At 71.6% G+C, this 23,029-nt stretch carries 19 protein-coding genes; 3 read left to right on the top strand and 16 right to left on the bottom strand.

What is annotated here, in order from left to right; all coding sequences use genetic code 11:
• Positions 1-10 precede the first annotated feature (10 nt).
• The 13 genes from HNQ52_RS00345 to HNQ52_RS00285 all read right to left on the bottom strand — a co-directional run bounded on the left by HNQ52_RS00345 (position 11) and on the right by HNQ52_RS00285 (position 17,505).
• The gene (locus tag HNQ52_RS00345) at positions 11-3,271 is read right to left on the bottom strand and encodes an efflux RND transporter permease subunit (protein ID WP_183958643.1); all 3,261 of its coding nucleotides are present in this window, start codon (positions 3,269-3,271) and stop codon (positions 11-13) included.
• Positions 3,264-4,340: an efflux RND transporter periplasmic adaptor subunit gene (locus tag HNQ52_RS00340; protein WP_183958641.1), complete on the bottom strand. Its 1,077-nt coding sequence runs from the start codon at positions 4,338-4,340 to the stop codon at positions 3,264-3,266. Before HNQ52_RS00340 ends, HNQ52_RS00345 begins: the two co-directional genes overlap by 8 nt.
• Positions 4,337-4,543: a YgaP family membrane protein gene (locus HNQ52_RS00335; protein WP_183958639.1), complete on the bottom strand. Its 207-nt coding sequence runs from the start codon at positions 4,541-4,543 to the stop codon at positions 4,337-4,339. Before HNQ52_RS00335 ends, HNQ52_RS00340 begins: the two co-directional genes overlap by 4 nt.
• Entirely contained in the window at positions 4,540-5,874 is a 1,335-nt protein-coding gene (locus HNQ52_RS00330; protein WP_183958637.1) for an NAD(P)/FAD-dependent oxidoreductase, read from the bottom strand. The genes HNQ52_RS00335 and HNQ52_RS00330 overlap by 4 nt, the downstream gene beginning before the upstream one ends.
• Positions 5,875-6,098: 224 nt before the next feature.
• Entirely contained in the window at positions 6,099-6,644 is a 546-nt protein-coding gene (locus tag HNQ52_RS00325) for a GNAT family N-acetyltransferase (RefSeq protein WP_343059115.1), read from the bottom strand.
• A gap of 69 nt (positions 6,645-6,713) precedes the next feature.
• Positions 6,714-7,364, bottom strand: coding sequence for a BON domain-containing protein (locus HNQ52_RS00320; protein ID WP_183958635.1), 651 nt, complete (start codon positions 7,362-7,364; stop codon positions 6,714-6,716).
• A 111-nt stretch (positions 7,365-7,475) separates the two neighbouring features.
• The gene (locus HNQ52_RS00315) at positions 7,476-9,155 is read right to left on the bottom strand and encodes an ABC1 kinase family protein (protein ID WP_183958633.1); all 1,680 of its coding nucleotides are present in this window, start codon (positions 9,153-9,155) and stop codon (positions 7,476-7,478) included.
• Between the two features lie 32 nt (positions 9,156-9,187).
• Positions 9,188-11,758 carry a cation-translocating P-type ATPase gene (locus HNQ52_RS00310; RefSeq protein WP_183958631.1) on the bottom strand — a complete coding sequence of 857 codons (2,571 nt, stop codon included), beginning with the start codon at positions 11,756-11,758 and terminating at the stop codon, positions 9,188-9,190.
• 64 nt (positions 11,759-11,822) lie between these two features.
• Complete coding sequence (locus tag HNQ52_RS00305; RefSeq protein WP_183958629.1) at positions 11,823-13,028, bottom strand: acetate/propionate family kinase; 1,206 nt, start codon at positions 13,026-13,028, stop codon at positions 11,823-11,825.
• Positions 13,025-14,458 carry a bifunctional enoyl-CoA hydratase/phosphate acetyltransferase gene (locus tag HNQ52_RS00300; protein WP_183958627.1) on the bottom strand — a complete coding sequence of 478 codons (1,434 nt, stop codon included), beginning with the start codon at positions 14,456-14,458 and terminating at the stop codon, positions 13,025-13,027. The genes HNQ52_RS00305 and HNQ52_RS00300 overlap by 4 nt, the downstream gene beginning before the upstream one ends.
• 4 nt (positions 14,459-14,462) lie before the next feature.
• Positions 14,463-14,975, bottom strand: a complete 513-nt coding sequence (locus HNQ52_RS00295; RefSeq protein WP_183958624.1) for a hypothetical protein — start codon at positions 14,973-14,975, stop codon at positions 14,463-14,465.
• The gene (locus HNQ52_RS00290; protein ID WP_183958622.1) at positions 14,972-16,744 is read right to left on the bottom strand and encodes a PHA/PHB synthase family protein; all 1,773 of its coding nucleotides are present in this window, start codon (positions 16,742-16,744) and stop codon (positions 14,972-14,974) included. Before HNQ52_RS00290 ends, HNQ52_RS00295 begins: the two co-directional genes overlap by 4 nt.
• Positions 16,741-17,505 (bottom strand): flavodoxin family protein, encoded by a 765-nt coding sequence (locus HNQ52_RS00285; RefSeq protein WP_183958621.1) that lies wholly within the window; start codon positions 17,503-17,505, stop codon positions 16,741-16,743. The genes HNQ52_RS00290 and HNQ52_RS00285 overlap by 4 nt, the downstream gene beginning before the upstream one ends.
• Before the next feature lie 66 nt (positions 17,506-17,571).
• Here HNQ52_RS00285 and HNQ52_RS00280 point away from each other — a divergent pair, with 66 nt between their 5' ends.
• The gene (locus HNQ52_RS00280) at positions 17,572-18,015 is read left to right on the top strand and encodes an Hsp20/alpha crystallin family protein (RefSeq protein WP_183958620.1); all 444 of its coding nucleotides are present in this window, start codon (positions 17,572-17,574) and stop codon (positions 18,013-18,015) included.
• A gap of 83 nt (positions 18,016-18,098) precedes the next feature.
• Entirely contained in the window at positions 18,099-18,941 is an 843-nt protein-coding gene (locus tag HNQ52_RS00275; RefSeq protein WP_183958618.1) for a universal stress protein, read from the top strand.
• A gap of 22 nt (positions 18,942-18,963) precedes the next feature.
• On the opposite strand, the gene HNQ52_RS00270 is transcribed toward HNQ52_RS00275, so the two are convergent.
• Positions 18,964-19,341: a low affinity iron permease family protein gene (locus HNQ52_RS00270; RefSeq protein WP_183958616.1), complete on the bottom strand. Its 378-nt coding sequence runs from the start codon at positions 19,339-19,341 to the stop codon at positions 18,964-18,966.
• Positions 19,317-20,186 carry a hypothetical protein gene (locus HNQ52_RS00265; protein WP_183958614.1) on the bottom strand — a complete coding sequence of 290 codons (870 nt, stop codon included), beginning with the start codon at positions 20,184-20,186 and terminating at the stop codon, positions 19,317-19,319. Before HNQ52_RS00265 ends, HNQ52_RS00270 begins: the two co-directional genes overlap by 25 nt.
• A 175-nt stretch (positions 20,187-20,361) precedes the next feature.
• Between HNQ52_RS00265 and HNQ52_RS00260 the strand changes: the two genes are divergently transcribed.
• Entirely contained in the window at positions 20,362-21,069 is a 708-nt protein-coding gene (locus HNQ52_RS00260; RefSeq protein ID WP_183958612.1) for a helix-turn-helix domain-containing protein, read from the top strand.
• On the opposite strand, the gene HNQ52_RS00255 is transcribed toward HNQ52_RS00260, so the two are convergent.
• On the bottom strand, positions 21,070-23,028 hold the full coding sequence (locus HNQ52_RS00255) for a PAS domain S-box protein (protein ID WP_183958610.1): 1,959 nt from the start codon (positions 23,026-23,028) through the stop codon (positions 21,070-21,072).
• Position 23,029: the final 1 nt, after the last annotated feature.

Raw genomic sequence — 23,029 nt, 5'->3', positions numbered from 1 at the left:
CAGGGTCGAGTCAGGGCCGGACAGCCGCCGCGCCGGCAGCGCGCGGCGTTCGCTTCGCCGTCCGCTCCAGCAGGCCGACATAGAGCAACGGGATCACCAGCAGTGTCAGCGCGGTGGAGACGAGGATGCCGAAGATCAGCGACACGGCGAGCCCGCTGAAGATCGGGTCGTCGAGGATGAAAAATGCGCCCGTCATCGCCGCAGCGCCGGTGAGCACGATCGGGGTCGCGCGCGCGGCGCACGCGGCGACGACCGCGTCGCGCGGCTCGCTGCCGTCGGCCAGCGCCTGGTTGACGAAGTCCACCAGCAGGATGGAGTTGCGCACGATGATGCCGGCGAGCGCGATCATGCCGATCATCGAGGTGGCGGTGAACTGCGCACCGAGCAGCGCGTGCCCGGGCAGCACGCCGATCACCGTCAACGGAATCGGCGCCATGATCACCAGCGGCACCACGTAGCTGCGGAACTGCGCGACCACCAGCAGGTAGATCAGCAACACGCCCGCGGCATAGGCGATGCCCATATCGCGGAAGGTTTCGTACGTGATCTGCCACTCGCCGTCCCATTTGACGGAGAAGACGGCAGTGTCCGCGGGCTGGGCGATGAAGTGCTGCGCGAGGCGGTGTCCGCCGACATCGCCGTCGCGCAGCTGCCCGACCAGCGAAAACATGCCGTAGAGCGGACTGTCCGTCGCACCGGCCTCGTCCGCGGTGACATAGACGACCGGCAGCAGGTCCTTGTGGTGGATGACACTATCCCGGGGAGCGCGCTGCACGCTCACGAGCTCGGACAACGGCACCAGCGCACCGTCGTTGCCGCGCACGCGCAGCCGCAGCAGGCGCGCGACGTCGGCCTGGTCGGCGACCGGCAGGCGCAGGCGGACCGGGCGCGGATACTTGGATGTGCCGTCGTGCATGTAGGTGGCATCGAGGCCGGCCGTTGCCGCCGCGAGGGCATCGACGATGGCCGACTGCGCGACGCCGAGGCGCGCGGCACGGACGCGATCCACCACCAGCGTTTCCCGCGGCGCGTCGCTCTCCACGCTGGTGTCCAGATCGACGATGCCCTCGGTGCGCGCGAAGCGCTGCGCCAGCGCCAGCGCGACGGTGCGGGCGTGCGCGGGGTCGGGCCCGTAGACCTCTGCGACCAGCGGCGCCATCACCGGCGGGCCCGGCGGCACTTCCACGACCTTGATCGACGCGCCATGCCGCGTGCCGATGTCGGCCAGCACCGGACGCAGCGCGCGCGCGATATCGTGGCTGCGCCGCTCGCGCCGGTGCCTGTCGACCAGGTTGACCTGCAGGTCGCCGACGTTGCTGCCGCTGCGCAGATAGAACTGGCGCACGAGGCCGTTGAAATTCATCGGCGCCGACGTGCCCGCGTACGCCTGGTAGTCGAGCACCTCGGGCACGGTGTCCAGCACGTTCGCAAGATCGGCGAGCAGCGCGTCGGTGTCTTCCAGCGTCCGCCCTTCGGGCAGGTCCACCACCACCTGCAGTTCGGACTTGTTGTCGAACGGCAGCATCTTCAGCACCACGACCTGCAGCACCGCCAGCAACCCCGCGAGCAGCACCGCGCCGACGACGGCCGAGAAAAACAGCCCGCGCCGACGGCGGCCGCGCACCGGATCGAGGAACGGCCGCAGCAGGCGGCCGAAGACGCGCAGCAAGCGCGACGGCGTCGCGTCCGTCGTGCCCGCGGGTGCGCCGCCGGCATGGCGCGCGAGCAGCCGCAGCGACAGCCACGGCGTCACGACCAATGCAATCGCGAGCGACAGCACCATCCCGACCGACGCATTGATCGGGATCGGCCGCATGTACGGTCCCATGAGGCCGGAGACGAAGGCCATCGGCAGCAGTGCCGCGATCACCGTGAAGGTGGCAAGGATCGTGGGCCCGCCGACCTCGTCCACCGCGGCCGGGATCGCGTCGGCGAGCGTCGTCGCGCCGCGTGCGAGGTGCCGGTGGATGTTCTCGACGATGACGATGGCATCGTCGACGAGGATGCCGATCGAGAAGATCAGCGCGAACAGCGAGACCCGATTGATCGTGAAGCCCATTACCCACGAGGCGAACAGCGTGACCGCGAGGGTCAGCACGACGGCGCCGCCGACCACGATGGCTTCGCGCCAGCCGAGCGCGAACAGCACCAGCAATACCACCGACGCCGTGGCGAAGGCCAGCTTCTGGATGAGCTTCACGGCCTTGTCGGTCGCGGTGGCGCCGTAGTCGCGGGTGACGGTGACGTGCACGCCGTCGGGGATCAGCTCGCCCTGCAGTTGCCCGATGCGCTGCCGGATCGCGTCGGTGATGTCGGCCGCGTTGCTGCCGGGTTTCTTCGCGATCGCGAGAGTGACCGCCGGCGCGCGTCCCGCGGCGGGTCCGTCGCGACCCGGCGGCGCTCCGTGCCAGACGTATCGCGTGGCGACATCGGCGCCGGCACGGACCTGCGCCACGTCGGACAGGTGCAGCGGCCGGCCGCCGTCCAGGCCCACGACCAGGTCCGCGATCGCGTCCGCGTCGGCCAGGAACGTGCCGGCGGTGACCGGCAGCGCGCCCTCGACGCTCACACGCTCGCCGACATGGCGGACCCGATTCGCCGCATGCAGCGCCTGCGCGAGATCGGCGACGGTGAGATCGTAGGCGGCGAGTTTCGCCGCATCGAGCGTGACGGCGACCACGCGTTCCGGCGCCCCGATCGTGTAGACATCGCGCGTGCCGGCGATGCGCTTGATCTCCGTTTCGAGCGTGTGCGCCACGTCCGCCAGCGCGTCCGCGCTGCGCGCCGGATCGTCGGTCCACACGGTGAGCGCCATCACCGGCACGTCGTCGATGCCCTTGGGCTTGATCAGCGGCTGGCCCACGTCCATGCCGGCGGGCAGCCAGTCCTGGTTCGAATACACCTGGTTGTACAGGCGCACCAGGGCCTGCTGGCGCTCGACCCCGACCACGAATTCGACGGTCAGCACCGCGAGGCCCGGCCGGCTCGCCGAGTAGACATGCTTGATGCCGTCGATCTCGGACAGCCGCTGCTCCAGCGGCGTGCTGATCTGCTGCTCGACATCGCGCGCGCTCGCGCCCGGCGAGGTGACGAACACGTTGGCCATGGTCACGTCGACCTGGGGCTCCTCCTCGCGCGGCGTGATCAGCACCGCGACCAGGCCGAGCAACAGGCCGAGCAGCGCGAGGATCGGCGTGAGCGGGTTGGCCTGGAACGTCCGTGCCAGCCGGCCGGAAAGCCCGAGCGACCGCGCCGACGCTCCCTCACGCATCGTCGGAACCGACCGCTGCGCGCTGCGCGGCGATCGCCTGCATCGCGGCCACCGGATCGGCCGCGATCGTCTCGCCGCCGGAGAGGCCCGCGAGCACGTCGACCTCGTCGCCGCGACTGTGTCCGAGGCGCAGCTGGCGCAGCGTCAGCCGCCCATCGGCAAGCACGTACACGCCGCTCAGCTCGCCGCGCTGCACGGTGGCGCTGCGCGGAATCCGCGGCGGCGCGCCGGGCTGCGGAATCGGAAACTCGACGCTCGCCGTCGTGCCCGGGTGCGGCGCATCGGGCATGGCCGGAACGGCGATGCGCACCGCCACGCTGTGCGTGGCGGGGTCTGCCGCCGGGAACACGGTGACGCCGGCGGCGTCCAGAGCGCGGCCGTCGTCCAGCACGATCCGCGCGCGCTGCGCGGCGCGGATCGCCGCAGCCTGCGACTGCGGCACCTGCACCTCGATGCGCAACCCGTCCGGCGCGTGCATCGACAGCAGGCTCTGCCCCGGCACGACGCTCTCGCCGGGCTCCACCCGACGCGCGCCGACGATGCCGGCGAACGGCGCGCGGACCACCGTGTACTCGGTCTGCTGCGCGGCCTCGCGCAGCCGCGCACGTGCCACGTCGCGCTCCGCCACGGCGGTGTCGCGCGTCGCCCGCATCTGGTCGAGCTGCAGACGCGACACGAACTGCCGCTCCGCCAGTTCGAGATAGCGCGCATAGTTCGTTGTGGCTTCCGCTGCGCGCGCGTCGGCCGCACGCAGCTGTGCGCGCGCGGTGTCGGCGCCGGCCTGCTGCTCGACGGCGCTGATGCGCACAAGCACGGCGCCGGCGTCGACCCGGTCGCCCACGTCCGCCTCCACTGCGACCACGCGGCCGCCGGTCTGCGCCGTGAGATCGGCGGCGTTCACGGCCTCGACCACGCCGTCCCAGCGCGCGCCGCTCACGGTGCCGGCAACGGCGACAGTGTAGGTTTGCAGCGGCGGCAGCGGCGGCAACGCAACCGTCGTCGCGTCCGGCGTGCAGCCGAGCAGGCCGAGCAGCACGCCGGCGCACCACGGCAGGCAACGTGCTCTCACTTGAACGCGCACCCGCCGCCGGCGACGCCGAGCTTCCTGAACACGATCGCCGCCGGACAGAAGCCGGTGACGCTGGACTGCAGCAGATTGAGGCCGACGAAGGCGGTGAGCAGCAGCCACCACGGCGACACGAAATACACCAGCGCGACGCTGGCGAGGATCATCACGCCGGCGAAGGCGAGGACGGCACGATCGAGGTTCATCGCTGTTCCCTTGTGGTGGAGGACGGAGAAGTGCGGGAATCGGGCGTGCTCGCCTGCATTTCCCTGAGTCGGGCGATGCCGAGCAGGCCGAGGAGATATTTCTCGTAGATCGGCTCGGAGGTGCCGTGCCGCATCTTGTAGAGAAAGTATTTTTCGAACGCGACCTTGGCCGCGTGCACCCACCGGCCACGCCTGGCCCAGGTCACGTTGCGCGGCGGAATCTGCGGCAGCGCGACGAAGGCCATGCCGGTGTCGCCGAGATCCGCGAGGCAGACCGCATTCCACGTCGCGCGGAACTCCGCCGGCTTGCCGCGCACGGTGGCGTCGATGTTGCGCACGATGGCGGTGACCATCGATTCGATCATGAAGCCGGTCTTCGGTGCGCCCGTGGGCACCGGCGTTGCCTCCACCGGCGGAATCGCGACGCACACGCCGGCGGCGTGGATGTTCGGGTACGCCGTGCTGCGCTGGTGCGCGTCGACGAGCACGAAGCCGCGCGGATTGCACAGCCGGTCGACGGCCGCCACCGGCGCGACGCCGCGGAACGCCGGCAGCAGCATCGCGTAGCCGAATGGCAGGACATGCCTGCGCTTCACCGCGCCCTGCTCGTCATGCTCGCTCACGTCCATCGCGTCGGCACGGACGGCATCCACGCTCGCGTTGGCGATCCACTGGATGCCGCGTTCGCGCATCAGCGACTCCATCAGCCCCCTGGAATCGCCGACCCCGCCCAGCCCCATGTGCCCGACATAGGGTTCGCTGGTGACGAACGTCATCGGCACCCGGTCGCGCAGGCGGCGCTTGCGCAGATCGTGCTCGACCATCATCGCGAACTCGTACGCGGGGCCGAAACAGCTCGCGCCCTGCACCGCGCCGATCACGATCGGCCCCGGGGCATCGAGGAACGCGCGGTACGCGTCCCAGGCCGCCTGTGCGTGCGGTGTCGTGCAGACCGACTGCGTGTGGCCCGGCGCCGGGCCGAGCCCCGGCACGTCCTCGAACGCGAGCCGCGGTCCGGTGCAGATCAGCAGATCGTCGTAGCCGAGCCGGCGCCCGGTGCCGGTGGTCACGGTGTTGACGTCGGGCTCGATCGCGGCGACGGCGTCGGGCACGTATGCGATGTCCTTGCGCGCGAGATAGTCGCTCGCGGCCAGCGTGATCTCCTCCGCGGTGCGCCACCCGAGCGCCACCCAGGGGTTGGACGGCGTGAAACTGAAACGCTCGCCGTCGCCGACGACCGTGATGCGGACGTCCCCGCCCAGGGTCTCGCGCAGCTCGTACGCCGCGCTCATTCCGGCGAGCCCCGCTCCGATGACGACGATGTGTCGCATGCGCTTCTCCCGGTGTTCGCCGACAACCGGCGGGCCGTGACTGCACTGTGCGCCTGCCGCGGAATGACGTTTTGACGCAGATCAAGCGGAAGATCGCGTCGTGGGTGCCGGACGATCGACGCGCGAGTGCAGTCCCCGTCCAACGGGACGAGGCGCTCCGTCCAGTGCGCCGGAACGCGTGCGCACCCCGCGCGACTCGCTCCACCACGGCAGCACGGGCTCGATCAGAGAGCGAGCTCGTGGATGACCTGCGAGCGATCGTCGGGATCGCTCCGGCGCGTGAATCCGAGGTACCGGGCCAGCTCGGCCATCGGCTGGTTTTCCGCCGCGTCGATCGAGTACATCGCCCGCACGCCGCGCTGGCGCGCGACATCGATCAGGTGCTGCATCAAGCGCGTGCCCAGGCCGCGGTGCTGCCAGTGATCGTCGACTACCACCGCGCATTCGCAGCGCACGTTCGAGCGGTCCATGCCGAAGCGCGCGACGCCGACGATCGGCCCGTCCTCGCCACCGACCGGCTTGGCGACGAAGGCCGCCTCGGTGGCGACATCGACGTGCGTCAGCCGTTCGATGGTCGCATCGCTCGGCACGCCGATCTGCCCGAGGAAACGCATGCGGCGGCTCTCGGACGACAGGGCGCGGATGAAGGCGCGTTCGGCGGACGCGTCGTCGGCGTGCATCGGACGGATCAGCACCTGCGATCCGTCCCGCAGGGTTTCGACCCAGCGCGCGGTGGCGGCGGGATTGGTCGGTGCGAGAGTCTGGCTCACGGCGGCTCCTGGCGTTCGTCGACGGGAGCGCGCGCCGCGCGGTGGCAGCCGCGCGGCGCGCGCGATGCGTCACATGATGCGGAGGTGGTCCTCGACGCGGTGCACGCCGGGGGCCGACCAGACCGCACGCTCCACGGCCTGGCGTTCGTCCCAGTCGTCGACCACGCCTTCGACCTTCACCAGGCCGTTGTCGCGCACGTCGATGCGGATGCGGTCCGCCTCGACTTCGGCGTTGCGCTTGAGCGCGCTGACGATGCGCTGGCGCACGTCGACCGCGCTGACCTGCGGCACGAGTTCGATGTTGTTGATGACGCCGGCCACGCCCGACAGCTTGCGCACCTGGTATTCGGCCGCGGTGCGCTGGTAGTTCCACGGCACGCTGCCGCTCAGCGTGACCCAGCCGGACGCGACGCGGACCTTGACCGCATCCGTGGGCACCGACTCGTCCCACGCGAGGATGTTGACCGCGCGCCGCGCGATCTCGTCGTCGGCGAGCTGGCGGTCGCCGGGCAGGCGCACCTCGATCTCCTGGGCGATCGCCTTGACACCCTTCACGCGCCACGCGGCGCGCTCGGCCGACATCTTCTGGAAGTAGCTGGCGACGTGACCGGTGAGCGTGACCACGCCGCGCTCGGCTGCAACGCCGATGTTCGCCGCATCGAGGCTCGGTTCGAAGTCGAGTTCGTCGATGACGTTCTGACGCAATTCGTTGTCGTTCATGGAAGTCTCCAAGGGGTGTGCATTGACGCGCCGGCATCGTTGCGCCGTGCCGGGACGTGCACCTTGATCCGCGTCAACGAATCGGACGGTTGCGCAGCGACGGAGCGGCAGCTATTTGCCGCCGCCGCTGCGCCAGATCGACACCAGCAGCCAGGTGGCGGCGAGCACCGCACCGATGAAGCCGAGGAGTCCGAATGTGGGCAGGCCCCAGAGCGTGGGCCCGCCCGCGACCGTCATCGTGATCGACGATCCGACGATGAGCGCCGCCAGCACCAGGCCCATCGCCAGGCGGTTGGCGGAGTGGTCGACCTGGCGCCCGAACGCCTGCAGCTGCTCGAGGTCGAGGTGGATGCGGACCTTGCCGGCGCGCGCCGCGCGCACCAGCGCGCGCAACGTCCGCGGCGCGTCCGCCAGCAGGTCGCCAGCGACGGCGAGCGCGGACAGGCTGCGACCGGCGACCGCGCGCGGCGCGTAGCGTGCGCGCATCGCGTGGCGCAGGAACGGTGCCGCTTCGCCGGCCATGTCGAACTCCCCGTCGAGCGAGCGTCCGAGACCTTCGAGCGTGATACAGACCTTCACCATCAGGGCGAGGTCCGGCGGCAGCGCCAGACGGTGCTGGCGCAGCAACACGGTGGTGTCGAGCAGCATGCCGGCGAGGTCGAGCCGGTCGAGGGTGACGCCGTGGTAGCGGTCGATGAACGCGTCGACGTCGTCCTGCAGCCGGCGCTCGTCGGTCGCCTCGCGGCCGGCCCAGTCGAGCAGCACCTCCGCCACCGCGGTCGCGTCGCGTTCGACCAGGCCGTGCAGCAGCGCGATCACCTCGCCGCGCCGCCGCCGCGACAGCCGTCCCACCATGCCGAAATCGATCAGCGCGATGCGGTTGCCGGACAGGGCGAAGACGTTGCCCGGATGCGGGTCGGCGTGGAAGAAGCCGTCGAGCAGCATCATTCGCAGGATCGCCTGGGCGCCGGCGCGCGCCAGTGCCCTGCGGTCGATGCCGGCGCGCTCCAGCGCGGCGATGTCCGCGATCGGGATGCCGTCGATCCAGTCCTGCACGTTGACGCGCTCGCTGGTGTAGTCCCAGCGCACCGCCGGAACGACGAGCGCCGCATCGCCCGCGAACGCGGCGGCGATGCGCTCGGCGTGCCGACATTCGGCCGCGAGATCGAGTTCGCGCAGCAGCGACTGCCTGAACTGCTCCACCACCTCCGGCAGATGAAACGCGCGCAGCTCCGGCATGTGCGCGTGGATCGCGGCGGCGGCGCGCTGCATCAGGCGCAGGTCGGCCTCGATCACGGGGCGGATGCCGGGGCGTCGCACCTTCACCACGACCTGGGTGCCGTCGTGCAGCTGCGCGCGGTGCACCTGCGCGATGGACGCAGCCGCGAGCGGCGCCGGATCGATGCGCAGGAACACCGCGTCGGGCGGCGCGCCCAGATCCTCGGTCAGTTGCGCACGGATCGCGTCGTAGGGCACCGCGGGCACATGACTCTGCAGGCGTTCGAACTCGGCGATCCAGTCGGGCGGAAACAGGTCGACGCGGGTCGCGAGGATCTGGCCAAGCTTGACGAACGTGGGCCCGAGCGCCTCCATCGCCATGCGCACACGCGTGGCTGCGGGCAGCGGCTCGGGCGGTGCCACGTGCGCGAGCGGCAGCAGGCGTCCGGCGCGACGCAGCGCGGCGGCGAGGCCCGTGCGTTGCACGAGGTCGCCCCAACCGTGCCGGACCAGGATGCCGGCGATCTCGTATGCGCGTGCCGCATCGCGCGTCAGATGGTAGCCATCCCACATGTTCGCCTCCCGCGGCCGCCCGGTGCGGCCGCTCACGGAACGATGCTCGCGTCGGCCGCCCGCATCCGGGCGCGCGAGCGCATCGCCTTGATCACGTCGAACGACAGCGCGGCCGCGGCACCGGCCAGCGCGGCGACGGCCGTCGCCGCGACGGACGGCGCGACGAAACGGAACAGCGATGCAAGCGGCGGCAACCACAGGCACAGCCCCACCACGGCCACGGCGACGGTCGCGACCGTCCAGTACGCGCCGTAGCCCGGCCTGAGCAGGTGGGGCAGCGTCGCGCCGGGCGCGGCGTTGACCCGCACCAGCGCGAGATTGCCCGCCGTCAGCGCGACGAACGCCAGCGCGCGTGCCTCGTCCATGACGACGCCGGCGCGGTGCGCCAGCGCGAAGACGCCGAGCGCGGCCGCGAGCACGAGCATCCCCTGCACCGCCGCGAGCCCGAGCGGGCCCGGACCGAGCATGGCCGCGCGGATGTCGCGCGGTTTTTTCTGCAGTGCGTCCGGATCGCCCGGCATGGTTTCGAAGGCGATCGAGCAGACCGGGTCGATCACCATCTCCGTCAGCACCACATGCGCCGGCAGCAGCAGCGGCGGCAGCCCGGCGAGCACCGGCAGCAGCGCGAGTCCGGCGATCGGCACGTGGATCGCCACGATGTAGCTCATTGCCTTCTGCAGATTGTCGTAGATGCGCCGGCCCTCGCGCACACCGTCGACGAGGTGGCCGAGGTCATCGTCGAGCAGCACGATGGCGGCCGCCTCGCGCGCGACATCGGTCGCACGCGCGCCCATCGCAAGGCCGACGTGCGCTGCCTTCAGCGCCGGCGCGTCGTTGACGCCGTCGCCGGTCATGCCCACCACCTGCCCGCTCGCCTTGAACGCCTCGATCAGGCGCAGCTTCTGCTCGGGTCGCACGCGTGCGAACACGCGCACCGACGCAAGCGTCGCCGCCAGCATGTCCGTGTCCATCGCATCGATCTGCGCGCCGGTGACGGCGCCGGCCGTGATGTCGATCCCGGCCGCGGCGGCGATCGCGAGCGCGGTCTGCGGAAGGTCGCCCGTGATCATCGTCACGGCGATGCCGGCCGCGCGCAGCCGGGCGACCGCGTCCCGGGCCGAGGCCCGCAGCGGATCCTCGAACGCGACCAGGCCCTGCCATTCGAACGGCATGGCAGATGGATCGTCCGGCGGTGTGCGCAGGTCGCCAGGCACCGCCGCGGCGACGCCCAGCACGCGGGCCCCGCCGCGCGCGAGTTCGTCGACATGCCGCATTGCCGCCGCACGCGCTGCGGCGTCCAGCCCGCACAAGGTCGCGATCGCCTCGGGCGCGCCTTTCGCGGCGGCAATGAGCGCACCGTCGGCGCCTTGCCAGACGTGCACCAGCATCGGGCGGTGGTCGGTCAACCCGTACTCGCGTACCAGGACACGGGCGGCCGGCGGCGCGCCGAGCTCGATCAAGGCCCGGTCCATCGGATCGACCGCACGCGGGTTCGACGCCAGCACGGCGACCTCGACCAGGCGTCGGAACGCCGGTGGCAGCACCTGTCCCGGGCCGTCGATCCCGCAGCCTTGCGTGCCTGCGACCAGTGCACGGACGCGCATGCGGTTCTCGGTCAAGGTGCCGGTCTTGTCCAGACAGACGACACTCGTCGCGCCGAGGGTCTCGACCACGGCCGGGCGTCGCACCAGCACGTGCACACGCGCCAGCCGCCACGCGCCGAGCGCGAGGAACACGGCGAGCACCATCGGGAATTCTTCCGGCAACATCGCCATCGAGAACGCGATGCCGGCGAGCGATCCTTCCAGCCAGTCGCCGCGCAGCAGGCCGTAAAGCACCACCAGCGCGACGCTCAGCGCGAGCGCGCAGGCGCCGAACACGCGCACCAGGCGGCCGATGGTCCGCTGCAGCGGCGTGGGCGACGACTCGATGGTGGCGAGCGACACGCCGATGCGCCCGGCCTGCGTGGCCAGTCCCGTGTGCACAACCTCGGCGACGCCATGCCCGCGCACCACCAGCGTGCCCGAGTAGATCCACGGGGACGCATCGCCCCCCGGCGGCACCGACGGCAGATCCCCGGCCGCCGACACCTTGCCCACCGGCACCGACTCCCCGGTCAGCAGCGACTCGTCGACCGCCAGCGATTCGGCGCGGCGCAGCAGCGCGTCGGCGGCCACACGCTCGCCCTCGGCCACCAGCAGACAATCGCCGCGCACCACCGCGCTCGAGGCGATGCGCATCGCCTGCCCCTCGCGCAGCACGCGCGCGGTCGGTGCACCGAGCGCGCGCAAGGCCGCGAGCGCACGTTCGCTGCGCGCTTCCTGCACCGCCACAAGGCCGATCGTCATCACCGCGAAGGCCGCGAGCATCAGCCCTTCGCCCAGATCGCCGACCACCAGGTACACCGCGGCGGCCACCGTCAGCAGCAGGAACATCGGCTCGCGCAGCACCTCCAACGCGAGCCGCAGCAGGCCGCGGCGCGGCGGCTCGGGCAGTGCGTTCGGCCCGTCGGCGAGCAGCCGGCGCGCAGCCTCGTCCCGGCTCAGGCCCGCGGGTCCGGATCCGTCCGTCGGTGCGGGCAGGACGCGATTGCTGGAGGACATGGCACGGTTCCGGCGACGTGGCACCCAGCCTCGCGCAATCGCGCGCGTGCCTCATTGATCCGCATCAAGCCTGCACGACGGCGGTGCGGGCCACCGTTGCTGCCAGCGCCGCGCGCGCCTGCGTGGCGAGAATCCATTCCTCGTTGGTTCGCACCACGCACGCGCGGACGCGACTTCCGTAGGCCGAGATCGTCGCGCGATGCCCGGCGTTGGCCGCGGCATCGAGGCGCAGCCCGAGATGCCCGAGCCGGTCGCAGACGCGCGAACGCACCTCCGCGCTGTGTTCGCCGACGCCTGCCGTGAAGACGAGCATGTCGAGCCCGCCGAGCACGGCGGTCATGGCGCCGATCTCGCGCACGATGCGATGCACGTAGAGCGCCACCGCGTCCTGCGCGCGCCGGCCCGCGTCTGGCGCCAGCAGCTGGCGCAGGTCGGCCGAGAGGCCGGAGACTCCGAGCAGGCCGGCGCGGTGATAGAGCAGATCGGCGAGCGTACGCGGCGTGTAGCCCTCGTGTTCGAGCAGATGCAGCAGCAGGCCCGGATCGATCGAACCGCAACGCGTACCCATCATCAGGCCATCGAGCGCGGAGAACCCCATCGTGGTCGCGACGCTGCGCAGATTGCGCAGCGCGCACAGGCTTGCGCCGTTGCCCAGGTGGGCGACGATCACGCGGCCGACGGTACAGGAACCGATGCCGCGTCGCAGTCGGTGCGCGACATAGTCGTACGAGAGCCCGTGGAATCCGTAGCGGCGCAGTTCCGGCGACATGGGCGGCAGCGGCAGCATGGTTTCGACCGCCGGGAGCGTCGCGTGGAACGCGGTGTCGAAACCGGCGACCTGCGGCAGGTCCGGGCCTTGCCGGAGAAACGTTTCGATCGCGTCGAGCGCTGCCGGCTGGTGTAGCGGCGCCATCGGCGAGACAGCGCGCAGCGCCGCGAGCACGCCGGCATCGACACGCACCGGGCCGGCAAAACGCCCCCCGCCGTGCACCACCCGATGCGCGACGTAGGCCAGCGGGCGACCGCCGAGCCACGCGTCCACGCGCCCGCACACCGTCTGCACCGCGCATGCGAACGTGGATGCGGCGCCCGCGGGCAACGGTGTCGCAGCCGCGCCCTCGCGCAGCGTCGCCTGCGGCGTGCCGATGCCTTCGACCTCGCCGCGCCACGCCGCGGTCTCCGGCATCGGCTCGGCTCGCGCATCGAACAGCGCGAACTTGATGCTCGACGACCCGCAGTTGAGCGCCAGCGCCCATCGCCCGGCGCTCATGCGGGGGCGTGCCGGTCGGCGTGCAGGAACAGCGCGGCCAGCGCGCAGCCGTCGACGCGTTGCCGCACCGTGTCGGCGCGGCTGCCCAGGACGATCGGAACACGCGCGCCCAGCACCAGGCCGGCACTGCTCGCATCGCCGAAATACATCAGCTGCTTGGCGAGCATGTTGCCGCTTTCCAGATCCGGCACGACGAGGATGTCGGCCTGGCCGGCCACCGGCGAGCGGATCGCCTTGCGTGCGGCCGCCACGGGCGAAATCGCGTTGTCGAACGCGAGCGGGCCGTCCACCGCGGCACCGGCGATCTGTCCGCGATCGGCCATCTTGCACAGCGCGGCCGCATCGAGCGTCGCGCGCATGCGTCCGTTCACCGTCTCGACCGCGGCGAGGATCGCGACGCGCGGTTCCGCCACGCCGATCGCGTGGGCCAGATCGATCGCGTTGCGCACGATGTCGGCCTTGGCATCGAGGTCGGGTTCGATGTTGATCGCCGCGTCGGTGAGGATGAAGGGCCGTGGATAGGCGGGCGTCTGCAGCAGGAAACAGTGGGAAATCCGCCGCTCCGTGCGCAGGCCGCCGTCGTGCGCGAGCATCGCCGACATGAGTTCGTCGGTGTGCAGGCTCCCCTTCATCAGTGCATCGACACTGCCGCCGGCCGCCAGCGCCACCGCGCGCGCGGCCGCGGCGTGGCTGTGCGGCACGTCATCGATCTCGAAGGCATGCACGTCGAGACCGTGGGCCGCGGCGAGCGCATCGATGCGCGCGCGCGGGGCGACGATGCGCGGCGCGATCGTCCCTGCCGTCGCGGCGGCGACCGTCGCCTGCAGGCTTGGCGCATCGCAGGGATGCACCACCGCGACGCGGATCGCCGGCAGTCCGCGCGCGCGCTCGAGCACGGTGGCGGTGCCGGCCTCGACCCAGCGGATGCCCGGCAGCTGCACGACGCTGCGCTCGACACGTTCGGCCGGCGCGATGACATCCGCCTCGCCCGCGAGCACGCAGGTACCGGTCTGGTTCGTGCAGCGGCAGGCCAGCCGCACGCGGCGTGTGTCCGGATCGCGCGCGACCACGGTGACCGCCGCGGTCACCGTATCGCCCACGCGCACCGGCGCCAGGAACCGCAGCGTCTGCGCGATGTAGACCGTGCCCGGCCCCGGCAGCTGCGTGCCGAGCACGGCCGACAGCAGCGCACCCGCCCACATGCCGTGCGCGACGATGCCGCGCAGCGGCGTCCGTTCCGCGTAGGCGACATCGACATGCTGCGGATTCCAGTCGCCCGAGACGAGCGCGAACAGGCGGATGTCGTCGTCGCTCAGGGTGCGGACCAGTTGCGCGCGGTCGCCGATCGCCAGTTCCTCGAAGGTGCGGTTGCGCAACGCGGGCGTGGCCTTGCCCGCGAGCGCGGGACGGGCGCCGGCTTCGGTCTCCATCGTGCTAGCTGCGCCGTGCGCGCGGCTTCGCGCGGGCGGCCTGCGCAGGTGGCGGCGCGTCCGCGGCAGCGGCGCCCTGCCCGTCGCCGCTCTCCCGTCCCGCCAGGATCGGGGCGAACAGGGCGTTGAGCGAGGTGCTCAGCGGCGCCGTCGTGGCCCCGCGTCCGAGCGCCTGCGCGCACTCGTCCTGCCAGATCGCCGCGGCGTTCTGCAGTCCGGTCAGCACGTTGGTCTGGTTGGTCATCGCGGTCTCGATCGATCGCTGCAGATAGCGGGTCGCGGCGTCGATCCACTGGCCGCCGAACGCCAGCGGCAATTCGCGCAAACGGGTCCAGCCGTCGGCGTGCGCGACCTGGTCGGTGTCGGTCTCGGCGATTTCGATCGATTCGTCCGCGCAGCGCGCGCCCGCTTCCAGCCAGCGACGCTGGGCCTCGAGCACGGTGCCGTTGATGCGCAGCATCAGCTCGAAGGAGGCTTTCATCAGCGCGAACGGTGCATTGAGTGTCGGTGCTGTCATGGGATCGTCCTCGATGGGTTGGGTCGGTGCGGCTGGCGTACATGCACGTACGTGCCTGGCGCGTCGGCACGCGGGCGCGCGCCGCGGGCGCCCAGGGTCGGTGGCTGCCGCAACGCACCGGAGCGCGCGGCAAGCCAGTCGCGCCACGCCGGCCACCAGCTGCCCGGCACGGCGGGCGTGGCCTGGCGCCAGGCATCGGGGGTCGGCGTCGCCGCGCCCGGCGCACGCCGCTGCTGGCGGAATTCGCCGCGCGCCGCGCCGGGCGGATTGACGATGCCGACGTTGTGGCCGCCCGACACCAGCACGAACGTCAGATCGGCATCGGTCAACGCGTGGAGTTTGTAGACCGACGGCCACGGCGCGACGTGATCGCGCTCGGTGGCGACGCAGAACACCGGACCGCGGATGTCGTGCAGCGACACCGGGCGGCCGTCGACGCGATAGCGGCCCGCGGCCAGGTCGTTGTCGAGGAACAGCTGCCGCAGATACTGCGCGTGCATGCGCGCCGGCATGCGCGTGGTGTCCGCGTTCCAGGCCGCCAGCGCGGTCGGCGCGGCGCGTTCGCCGAGCAGGTAGTCGCGCACCAGGCGCGACCAGAGCAGGTCGTAGGACCGCAGCATCTGGAAGGCGCCGGCCATCTGCCGTGCGCCGAGGTAGCCGGTGTCGGCCATGCGGTCCTCGAGGTAGGCGACCTGGCTGTGGTCGATGAACAGGCCCAGTTCACCCGGTTCGGTGAAGTCGGTCTGGGCCGCGAGCAGCGTGACCGAAGCCAGGCGCGTGTCGCCGTCGCGGCCCATCGCGGCCGCGGCCATCGCCAGCAGCGTGCCGCCGAGGCAGTAGCCGACCGCATGCACGCGCGCACCGCGCAGGATCTGCCCGATCGCGTCGAGCGACGCACGGACGCCCAGATCCAGGTAGTGCTCCAGGCCGAGACCGCGGTCCTGCGCGTCCGGGTTTTTCCACGAGAGACAGAACACCGTGAAGCCGGCATCGACCAGGAACCGCACCAGCGAATCGCGTGGCGTCAGGTCCAGCACGTAGTACTTCATGATCCATGCCGGCACCAGGAGGATCGGTTCCGGACGCGTGCGCCGCGTCGTCGGCGCGTACTGGATCAGTTCGACGAGGCGATTGCGCAGCACGACCCTACCCGGCGTGCACGCCACCGTCCTGCCGGGCACGAACGCGTCGGTGCCGGCCGGCGGCAGGTCGAGCAGCAGACGCTCGGCATCCTCGATCGCGTGCAGTGCGCCGGCGACGAGATTGGCGCCGCCGCTTGCCACCGTGCGCTGCCAGGCCACCGGGTTGCCGAGCAGCGTGTTGGTCGGGGACAGCAGGTCCAGCCACTGCCGCGCGCCGAAGGCGACCAGTCGCTCGTGGTGCGGGGCCACGCCCGGCACGCCGTGCGTGGCGGCCTGCCACCAGCGCTCGCAGGCGAGGAAGGCATCGCGAAGTGCGTCGTACGGCGGTCTGTTCCACGCCACGTCGGCAAAGCGGGCGGCGGCCGCAGTCTCTTGGGCTTCCGCGCGGGCATGTGTGGGGACAAGCAGCGCCAGCGCGTCCCGCGTGGCCAGGCGCGTCAGCGCGAGCTGGTGGCCGGGCGCGCCGGCCAGGTGCAGCATCCAGTCGTACAGCGCGAGCGCGGACGATGCGGGCGACAGCGCCCCGGTGAGTCGTGCCAGCAGGCCCCTGAAGGCGCGGTCCGCGCCTGCCGCCGCCGCCGCGGTCTCGCGTTCGTCCGCGCGATGCACACGGGGCGCGGCGTTCATGACACGTCTGCGTCGTCGCCGGGGACGGCGCGGCTCCTGCGGTGCGTTTGCGCCGTGCGCGTGCCGATGGCCTGCAGGGCGCCGCGCAACGTCGCGCAGAAACTGCGCAGCCGCGGCGCATGCAGTCCGTCCGTCACCTCGGCGGCCGGCACCCACAGCTGCGCCAGCGGCGTGCGGCCGAGGTGCCGCTGCAGGTCGGCGAACGCACGCATGCGCGGGCGCCTGCCCCCCACCAGAAACAGCGCGACCTCGGATCCGTGCAGCGCCAGCCCGCGCACGAAACTGCGCAATGGCGCGGCCGGCAATCCCGCATGCACCGGCCCGCCGACGACCACCAGCGTGTAGCGCCACGGATGCAGTTCGCGCGGATGGACGCCGGGCAAGTTGCCGGTCAGCGCGTCGAACGCCCGCCGCAGCCGCCCGTCCCTGCCAGGATGCACCTCCCTGACGGCTTCGATATCGCAATGCGACACGCCGAGCAGGGTCCGCAACTCCTCCGCCACGCGGCGGCTCACGCCGGTGCGCGAGAAATACACGATCAGGATCTTTGCGTCCGCGGACTGCAGCGCATCCGCGGTGCGCCCTCCGGATGTGGCGGCCCCGCGATCGGTCGGACACATTGCGTGCACGGACTCCATGTCCGCAGCGTGCGAGCCGGCGCGCAGCGGCACGTTGATGCAGATCAACAAGCCGCTCGATGGACGGCGTTTCCCGTCCCATTCGAAGGATTGACCTGCGTCAATGCCGTGCGCGTCGCGCAACCTACGATGGCCGTTGCGGGACGTGCGATCGCCGCGTCCCGGCATCCCTTCCATCGGAGACATCCCATGAACACGCTGACCCGCTTCAATCCGTTCAAGCAGATCGCGAATGTCGACACCCTCGGCGACATCGGCGATCTCGTCCGCGGCTTCGGCCTGCGCTCGATGCTGCGCGACTTCGACGCCCCGCTCGACCTGCGCATGGACGTGACCGACAACGACACCGCCTACCTGGTGAAGGTCGACCTGCCAGGCGTCGCGAAATCCGACATCGACGTGTCCATCGAAGGCAACCGCGTCACGATCAACGCCGAGGTCAAGCGCGAGACCAGCAAGAAGCACGGCAAGGAGCTGCACACCGAGCGCTACTGCGGCACCGCGTTCCGCAGCTTCACGCTGCCGCAGGACATCGACCGCGCCAAGGCGCAGGCGTCCTACGACAACGGCGTCCTCGCGCTCACGCTGCCGAAGAAGGCAAACGGGGACACCCGCAAGCTCACGATCAGCTGACCATCACGACGCGTGCGTCGCGGCGCGAGCTGTGGTTGGCCCGTGCCGCGGCGCGCGCCGCGTGACCGCGAGGTCCGGAATCCATGTACCGATCGATCGTCGTCGCGCTGTCCGGTCAACCGTCCGACGACGACGCGGCGCGCGTCGCCATGGATCTGGCCGAACGCCATCGCGCACGGGTCACGCTGCTGCAGGTGATGGCCGTGCCCGTCCCCGATGCCACGGCCTGGGGCTTCGCCAGCGCCGCATCGCTGAAGGAGCTCTACGCGGCGATGGCGGCAGCTGCCGCGCAATCCGCCGAGCGGCTGCGCGCACGCGTCGCGCGCGACGGCGTGCCGCTCGCGGTGCGCACGCTGGAGGCATGGTCCGGCGATGCCGGCGGCACGGCGGCCGATTCGGCGCGCACCGCGGATCTGGTCGTCACCGGCGCACGCGGAGCCGAGGCCGCGGACCGCCTCGTCACGACGCTGCTGTTCGAGTGCGGTCGCCCGGTGCTGATCGTGCCTCCCGCCTGCCGTGCGCTGGCACCGCCTGGGCGCGCCGTGGTGGCGTGGACGCCGACGCGCGAAGCCGCGCGCGCCGTGCACGACGCGCTGCCGCTACTCGCGGATGCGGCGTCGGTCGACGTCGTCACGATCCGGTCCGACCCCGCCGCCGACCGCAACGGCGGAACGCAGCAGGTGACGCAGAGCCTCCGCCTGCTCGTCGATCACCTGCGCCGGCACGGCGTCAGCGCACGGGCGCAGAGCGCGCCAGAGGGCGGACGAACGGCGGCGGCGGAGTTGCTCGATCGCGCCCGCACGCTGCACGCCGACCTGCTGGTGGCCGGGGCCTACGGCCATGCCCGCATGCGCGAGTGGTGGCTCGGCGGGACGACCCGCGACCTGCTGCGCGACGCGGCGCTGCCGCTGCTGCTCGCGCACTGAGCCGCGCGCCGGCGCTCCGCGCTCAGCCCTGCGGACGCGAACGCCGGGCCAGCGATTCATACTCGTCCCGGTATCGATCCAGCGTTTCCTCGTCGAGCTCCTCCAGATCGAGCAGCGCGTTGCTCGCCGCCTCGGTCGCCCGGATGAGTTCGTCGAGCTTGATCTGCATCGCTTCGGTGTCGCGCGCCTGCGTGTTCTGGATGAGGAACACCATCAGGAACGTGACGACCGTCGTGGCCGTGTTGATCGCCAGCTGCCAGGTGTCGCTGTAGTCGAACAGCGGACCCGAGACGAGCCAGCCCAGCACCAGCACGCAGGACAGCACGAAGCTCGCGGGGCGCGCGGCGAAACGGGAGGCAAGTTTCGCGAGACGGTTTACCGATCGGACGAGGGACGGCATGGCGATGTCTCCGTGGGCGCGGGGTGTCGATAGGTCGGGTCGCAGGCGATGGGATCGTCGATCCACGGCTGCATCGCGCCGCAGACCCGTGCACCTGGATCGGCCCCGCAGGCAACGCCCGACGCCGCACCGCAGGGCAAGGCCACGCCGTTGGCCAGCAGCGCGAGATCCGGCTGCGGCTGCAGCCGCGTCACGATCGCATGCCGCAGCGTGCCGCGGCGCGCGTGCGCGGGACGGCACAACGCCGCCTGCGCATTGCGTATCGCCGCGGGCCCCCGCTCCATGCCCAGTTGCAGGTTGCTGCGGAGGCAGCCGAGCGCAAGCAATTCGGCGACATCGCTGCAGAAGCCGACAGCCGCGTCGCCCGCGCACGCCAGGCCGAGCGCGTCGAGTGCCTCGCCCAGCCCCATCAGGCCGACCCGCGGCTCGGGACGCGCACGCGTCGCCCAGAGCAATGTCGCGTCGTCCGCGAGGCGCAGCGCGAGCGATGCCGTGGCGCGGAACCCCGCTGCATCGAACGACCGGGTGCCGTCCGGCCTGCGCCGCACGAAGGCGAGCACGTTGACCGTCGCCGTGCCGACGGCCTGCTTGGCGGGGTGCATGTGCGTTCCTGCGAACCGCAGTACCGCCGGATCGGGCAGCAGCCGCCACGCGCGGAAGGCTGCAACGAATCGCGTCGCCCAGACGTCGGCAGCAGCGCCCTCGGCGGCGGCGACGGCTGTCGCCACGCGGCGCCAGGTGTCGTCGACGACGCGATCCCGGATCCGGCGCCCTTCGCGCCAGCGGAACTGCGCGTCCCACACATCCACCGCCGCGCGCGAAACGAATGTCGTACTGCCCTGCACTCCGCCTCACCTGCCCCTGTCTGCCGGCAGCATCGGCGAACCGGTGCGGGGGCCGCTTGACGCAGGTCAATCGCGCGCGTGCGGTTACAAACGGTTACACACCGTCACTGCGGAGACATCGCCGGTCACAGGCGGCGCGCTAGCCTGACTCCATCCGATCACTGCGGGAACCGCCATGCTCCAGACACGCGCCTCCGACCAACTGCGGCATGCACCCGCTGCGGCACCCGCCGGACTCCATGCGCCCTCGCGCCTGGAGCAGCTGTTCCGCGACGAACTCGCGCAACGCCGCCGGCTGCGCGCGCACGAAACGGTGTTCCGCGCCGGGCAGCAGCGCCATGCGCTCTACTTCGTGCACGCAGGCTGCGTGCGGACCAGCATCGTGACCGACGACGGTCGCGAGAAGATCACCGGCTTCCGCCTGCGCGGCGAGCTGCTGGGACTCGATGCCATCGACATGCCGACCTACGCCTGCGACGCGGTGTCGCTCGACGTGGGCGAGGTGCTCGAACTGCCGATCGCACGCCTGCAGCACGCCTCGTCCGCGCTGCACGAATGCATCACCGCGACGCTCGCCGCGGAAATCCGCCGCGACTGGCGCTGGATGCTCGCCACCGGCAGCCTGTCGGCCGACCAGCGCGTCGCCGAATTCCTCGTCGACATGGGACAGCGGCTGGAAACGCTCGGCTTCAGTCCGCGCCGGATGCTGCTGCGCATGACGCGCGCGGACATCGGCAATTTCCTCGCGCTGACGCTGGAAACCGTCACGCGCGCCCTGACCCGGCTGCAGGAACGCGGCCTGATCGAAGTGGCCGGGCGCAACATCGGGATCGTCGATCGGGCGACGCTGGGCCTGTTCAGCCGCGGCGCCGCCGTGCACTGATCAGGCGGCGTCGAGCATCCTGCGCACGGTGGCGGCCAGCACGTCGAGCCGGTAGGGCTTGCGCAGCAGCGGCAGTGCGGACGCGGGCACTTCGTTGTCGAATCCGGAGGCCAGCAACACGGGCAATCCCGGGCGCAGATCGCGCGCGGCCGCGGCCAGCTCGCGGCCGTTCCTGCCCGCGCCAAGCCGCACGTCGCTGAACAGCAGCGCGATGTCCGGGTCCGCACGCAGCGCCGCGAGCGCCGCATCGGCCGAGGCGGCAAGCACGACCCGATACCCGCCGCGCTCCAGGCACGCGACGGCGACGCGCGCGACGTCGGCATCGTCCTCGACCACGAGGATCGTCTCGCTGGCGCGCGTCGGGCTCTCGATGCGCGCCGGAGCCGGCGTCGGCGTCTCGCCGACGCCGTCCGCCACCGGCAGATACAGCTTCACCTGCGTGCCGTACCCGAGACTGCTGGCGATGCGCAGCTGGCCACCGCTCTGCCGCGCGAAGCCGTACACCATGCTCAGACCCAGTCCGCTGCCGCGGCCGGCCTGCTTGGTGGTGAAGAACGGCTCCATCGCGCGCGCAAGCGTGTCGGGCGACATGCCCATGCCCGTGTCCGAGACCGTGATCAGGACGTAGGCGCCGGGCGGCAGATCCTCGTCGCCGCCCATGCCCTGCAGCGTGACGTTTTTCGCCGACAGGTCGATCTCGCCGCCGCGCGGCATCGCATCGCGCGCGTTCAGGGCCAGGTTCACCAGCGCCGCATCGAGCTGGGCGGGATCGGCGAAGGCGCTGCGCAGGCCGCTCGCGCATTCCAGGCGAAGCTCGATGCCGTCGCCGAGCGTGCGCTTGAGCATGCGCTGCACGTCGCGCAGCAGCTCGGCGACATCGATCACCCGCGGCGCGAGGCTCTGGCGGCGCGCGAACGCCAGCAGCTTGGCGGTGAGTTCGGCGCCGCGGTCGGCGCTGCGCGCCGCCGTCGCGATCAGGTCCTGCGCCTCGGCATTGCCGGGGTATTCGGCCTCCAGCATCTGCAGCGCGCCCGACAGCACGGTCAGCAGGTTGTTGAAATCGTGCGCGATGCCGCCGGTGAGCTGGCCGATCGCGTCCAGGCGCTGCGAGTGCGCAAGCTGCTCCTCGGTCCGCCGCCGCTGGACGAAGGCCGAGATCATCGTGGCGAACGACTGCACCAGGTGCAGGGCATCGTGATCGAAGGTGTCGGGACCGGGGCCGAGGCAGACCAGCACTCCCATCGTGCCGCGCCGGTCCAGCAGCGGCATCATCAGGGCGTGCGTCGGATCGCCCGCGCCGCGCTGCGGAGCGTGGATCGCGTAGCGACCGGTCTCGAGCACGTCGCGCAGCGGCGCACGCGCGGTGTCGAGCAGTGCGGTGAGCACCGACTCGTGTCCGTCGCTGCCGACGGACGCCTGCACGAGCATGTCCTGTCGGTCTGCGCCGACGAAGCCGAGCAGCACGGTCGCGATGCCCAGGGCCTCCGCGATCGCGGGCGCCGCCTGGTCTAGCACGGCGGACGTGCTGTCGGATTCGATCGCGCGCTGGCCGAAACGCGCCACCACCGCATCGTAGTGCGAGCGCACGATCGCCTGGCGCGCACGCTGTGTTTCGGAGATGTCGCGAATGGAGGCGAGATAACGCAGACCGTCCTGCGTCGCGATCGGGCTGAGCGCGATCTCCACCGGGAACTCGACGCCGTCGGCGCGCAGGCCGACCAGCGATTGCCCGGTCCCGCCCATCGGACGCACGTGCGGGTCGTCCATGTAGTGTGCCCGGTGCCGCCGGTGACGGTCCCGGACGCCGGCGGGCATCAGGGTCTCGATCGAGCGACCGATCAGTTCGCCGTGCGCGAAGCCGAACAGGCGCCCCGCCTGCGCGTTGGCCTGCGCGATGCGTCCGTCGCCGTCGACGACGAGCAGCGCGTCCGGGACGATGTCGAGCAGTTCGCGCAGCATG

This window comes from Chiayiivirga flava, assembly GCF_014202825.1.
Lineage (GTDB): Bacteria > Pseudomonadota > Gammaproteobacteria > Xanthomonadales > Xanthomonadaceae > Chiayiivirga > Chiayiivirga flava.
The sequence above is the reverse complement of the archived record's forward strand: the minus strand, read 5'-3'. Positions and strand labels throughout refer to the sequence as shown.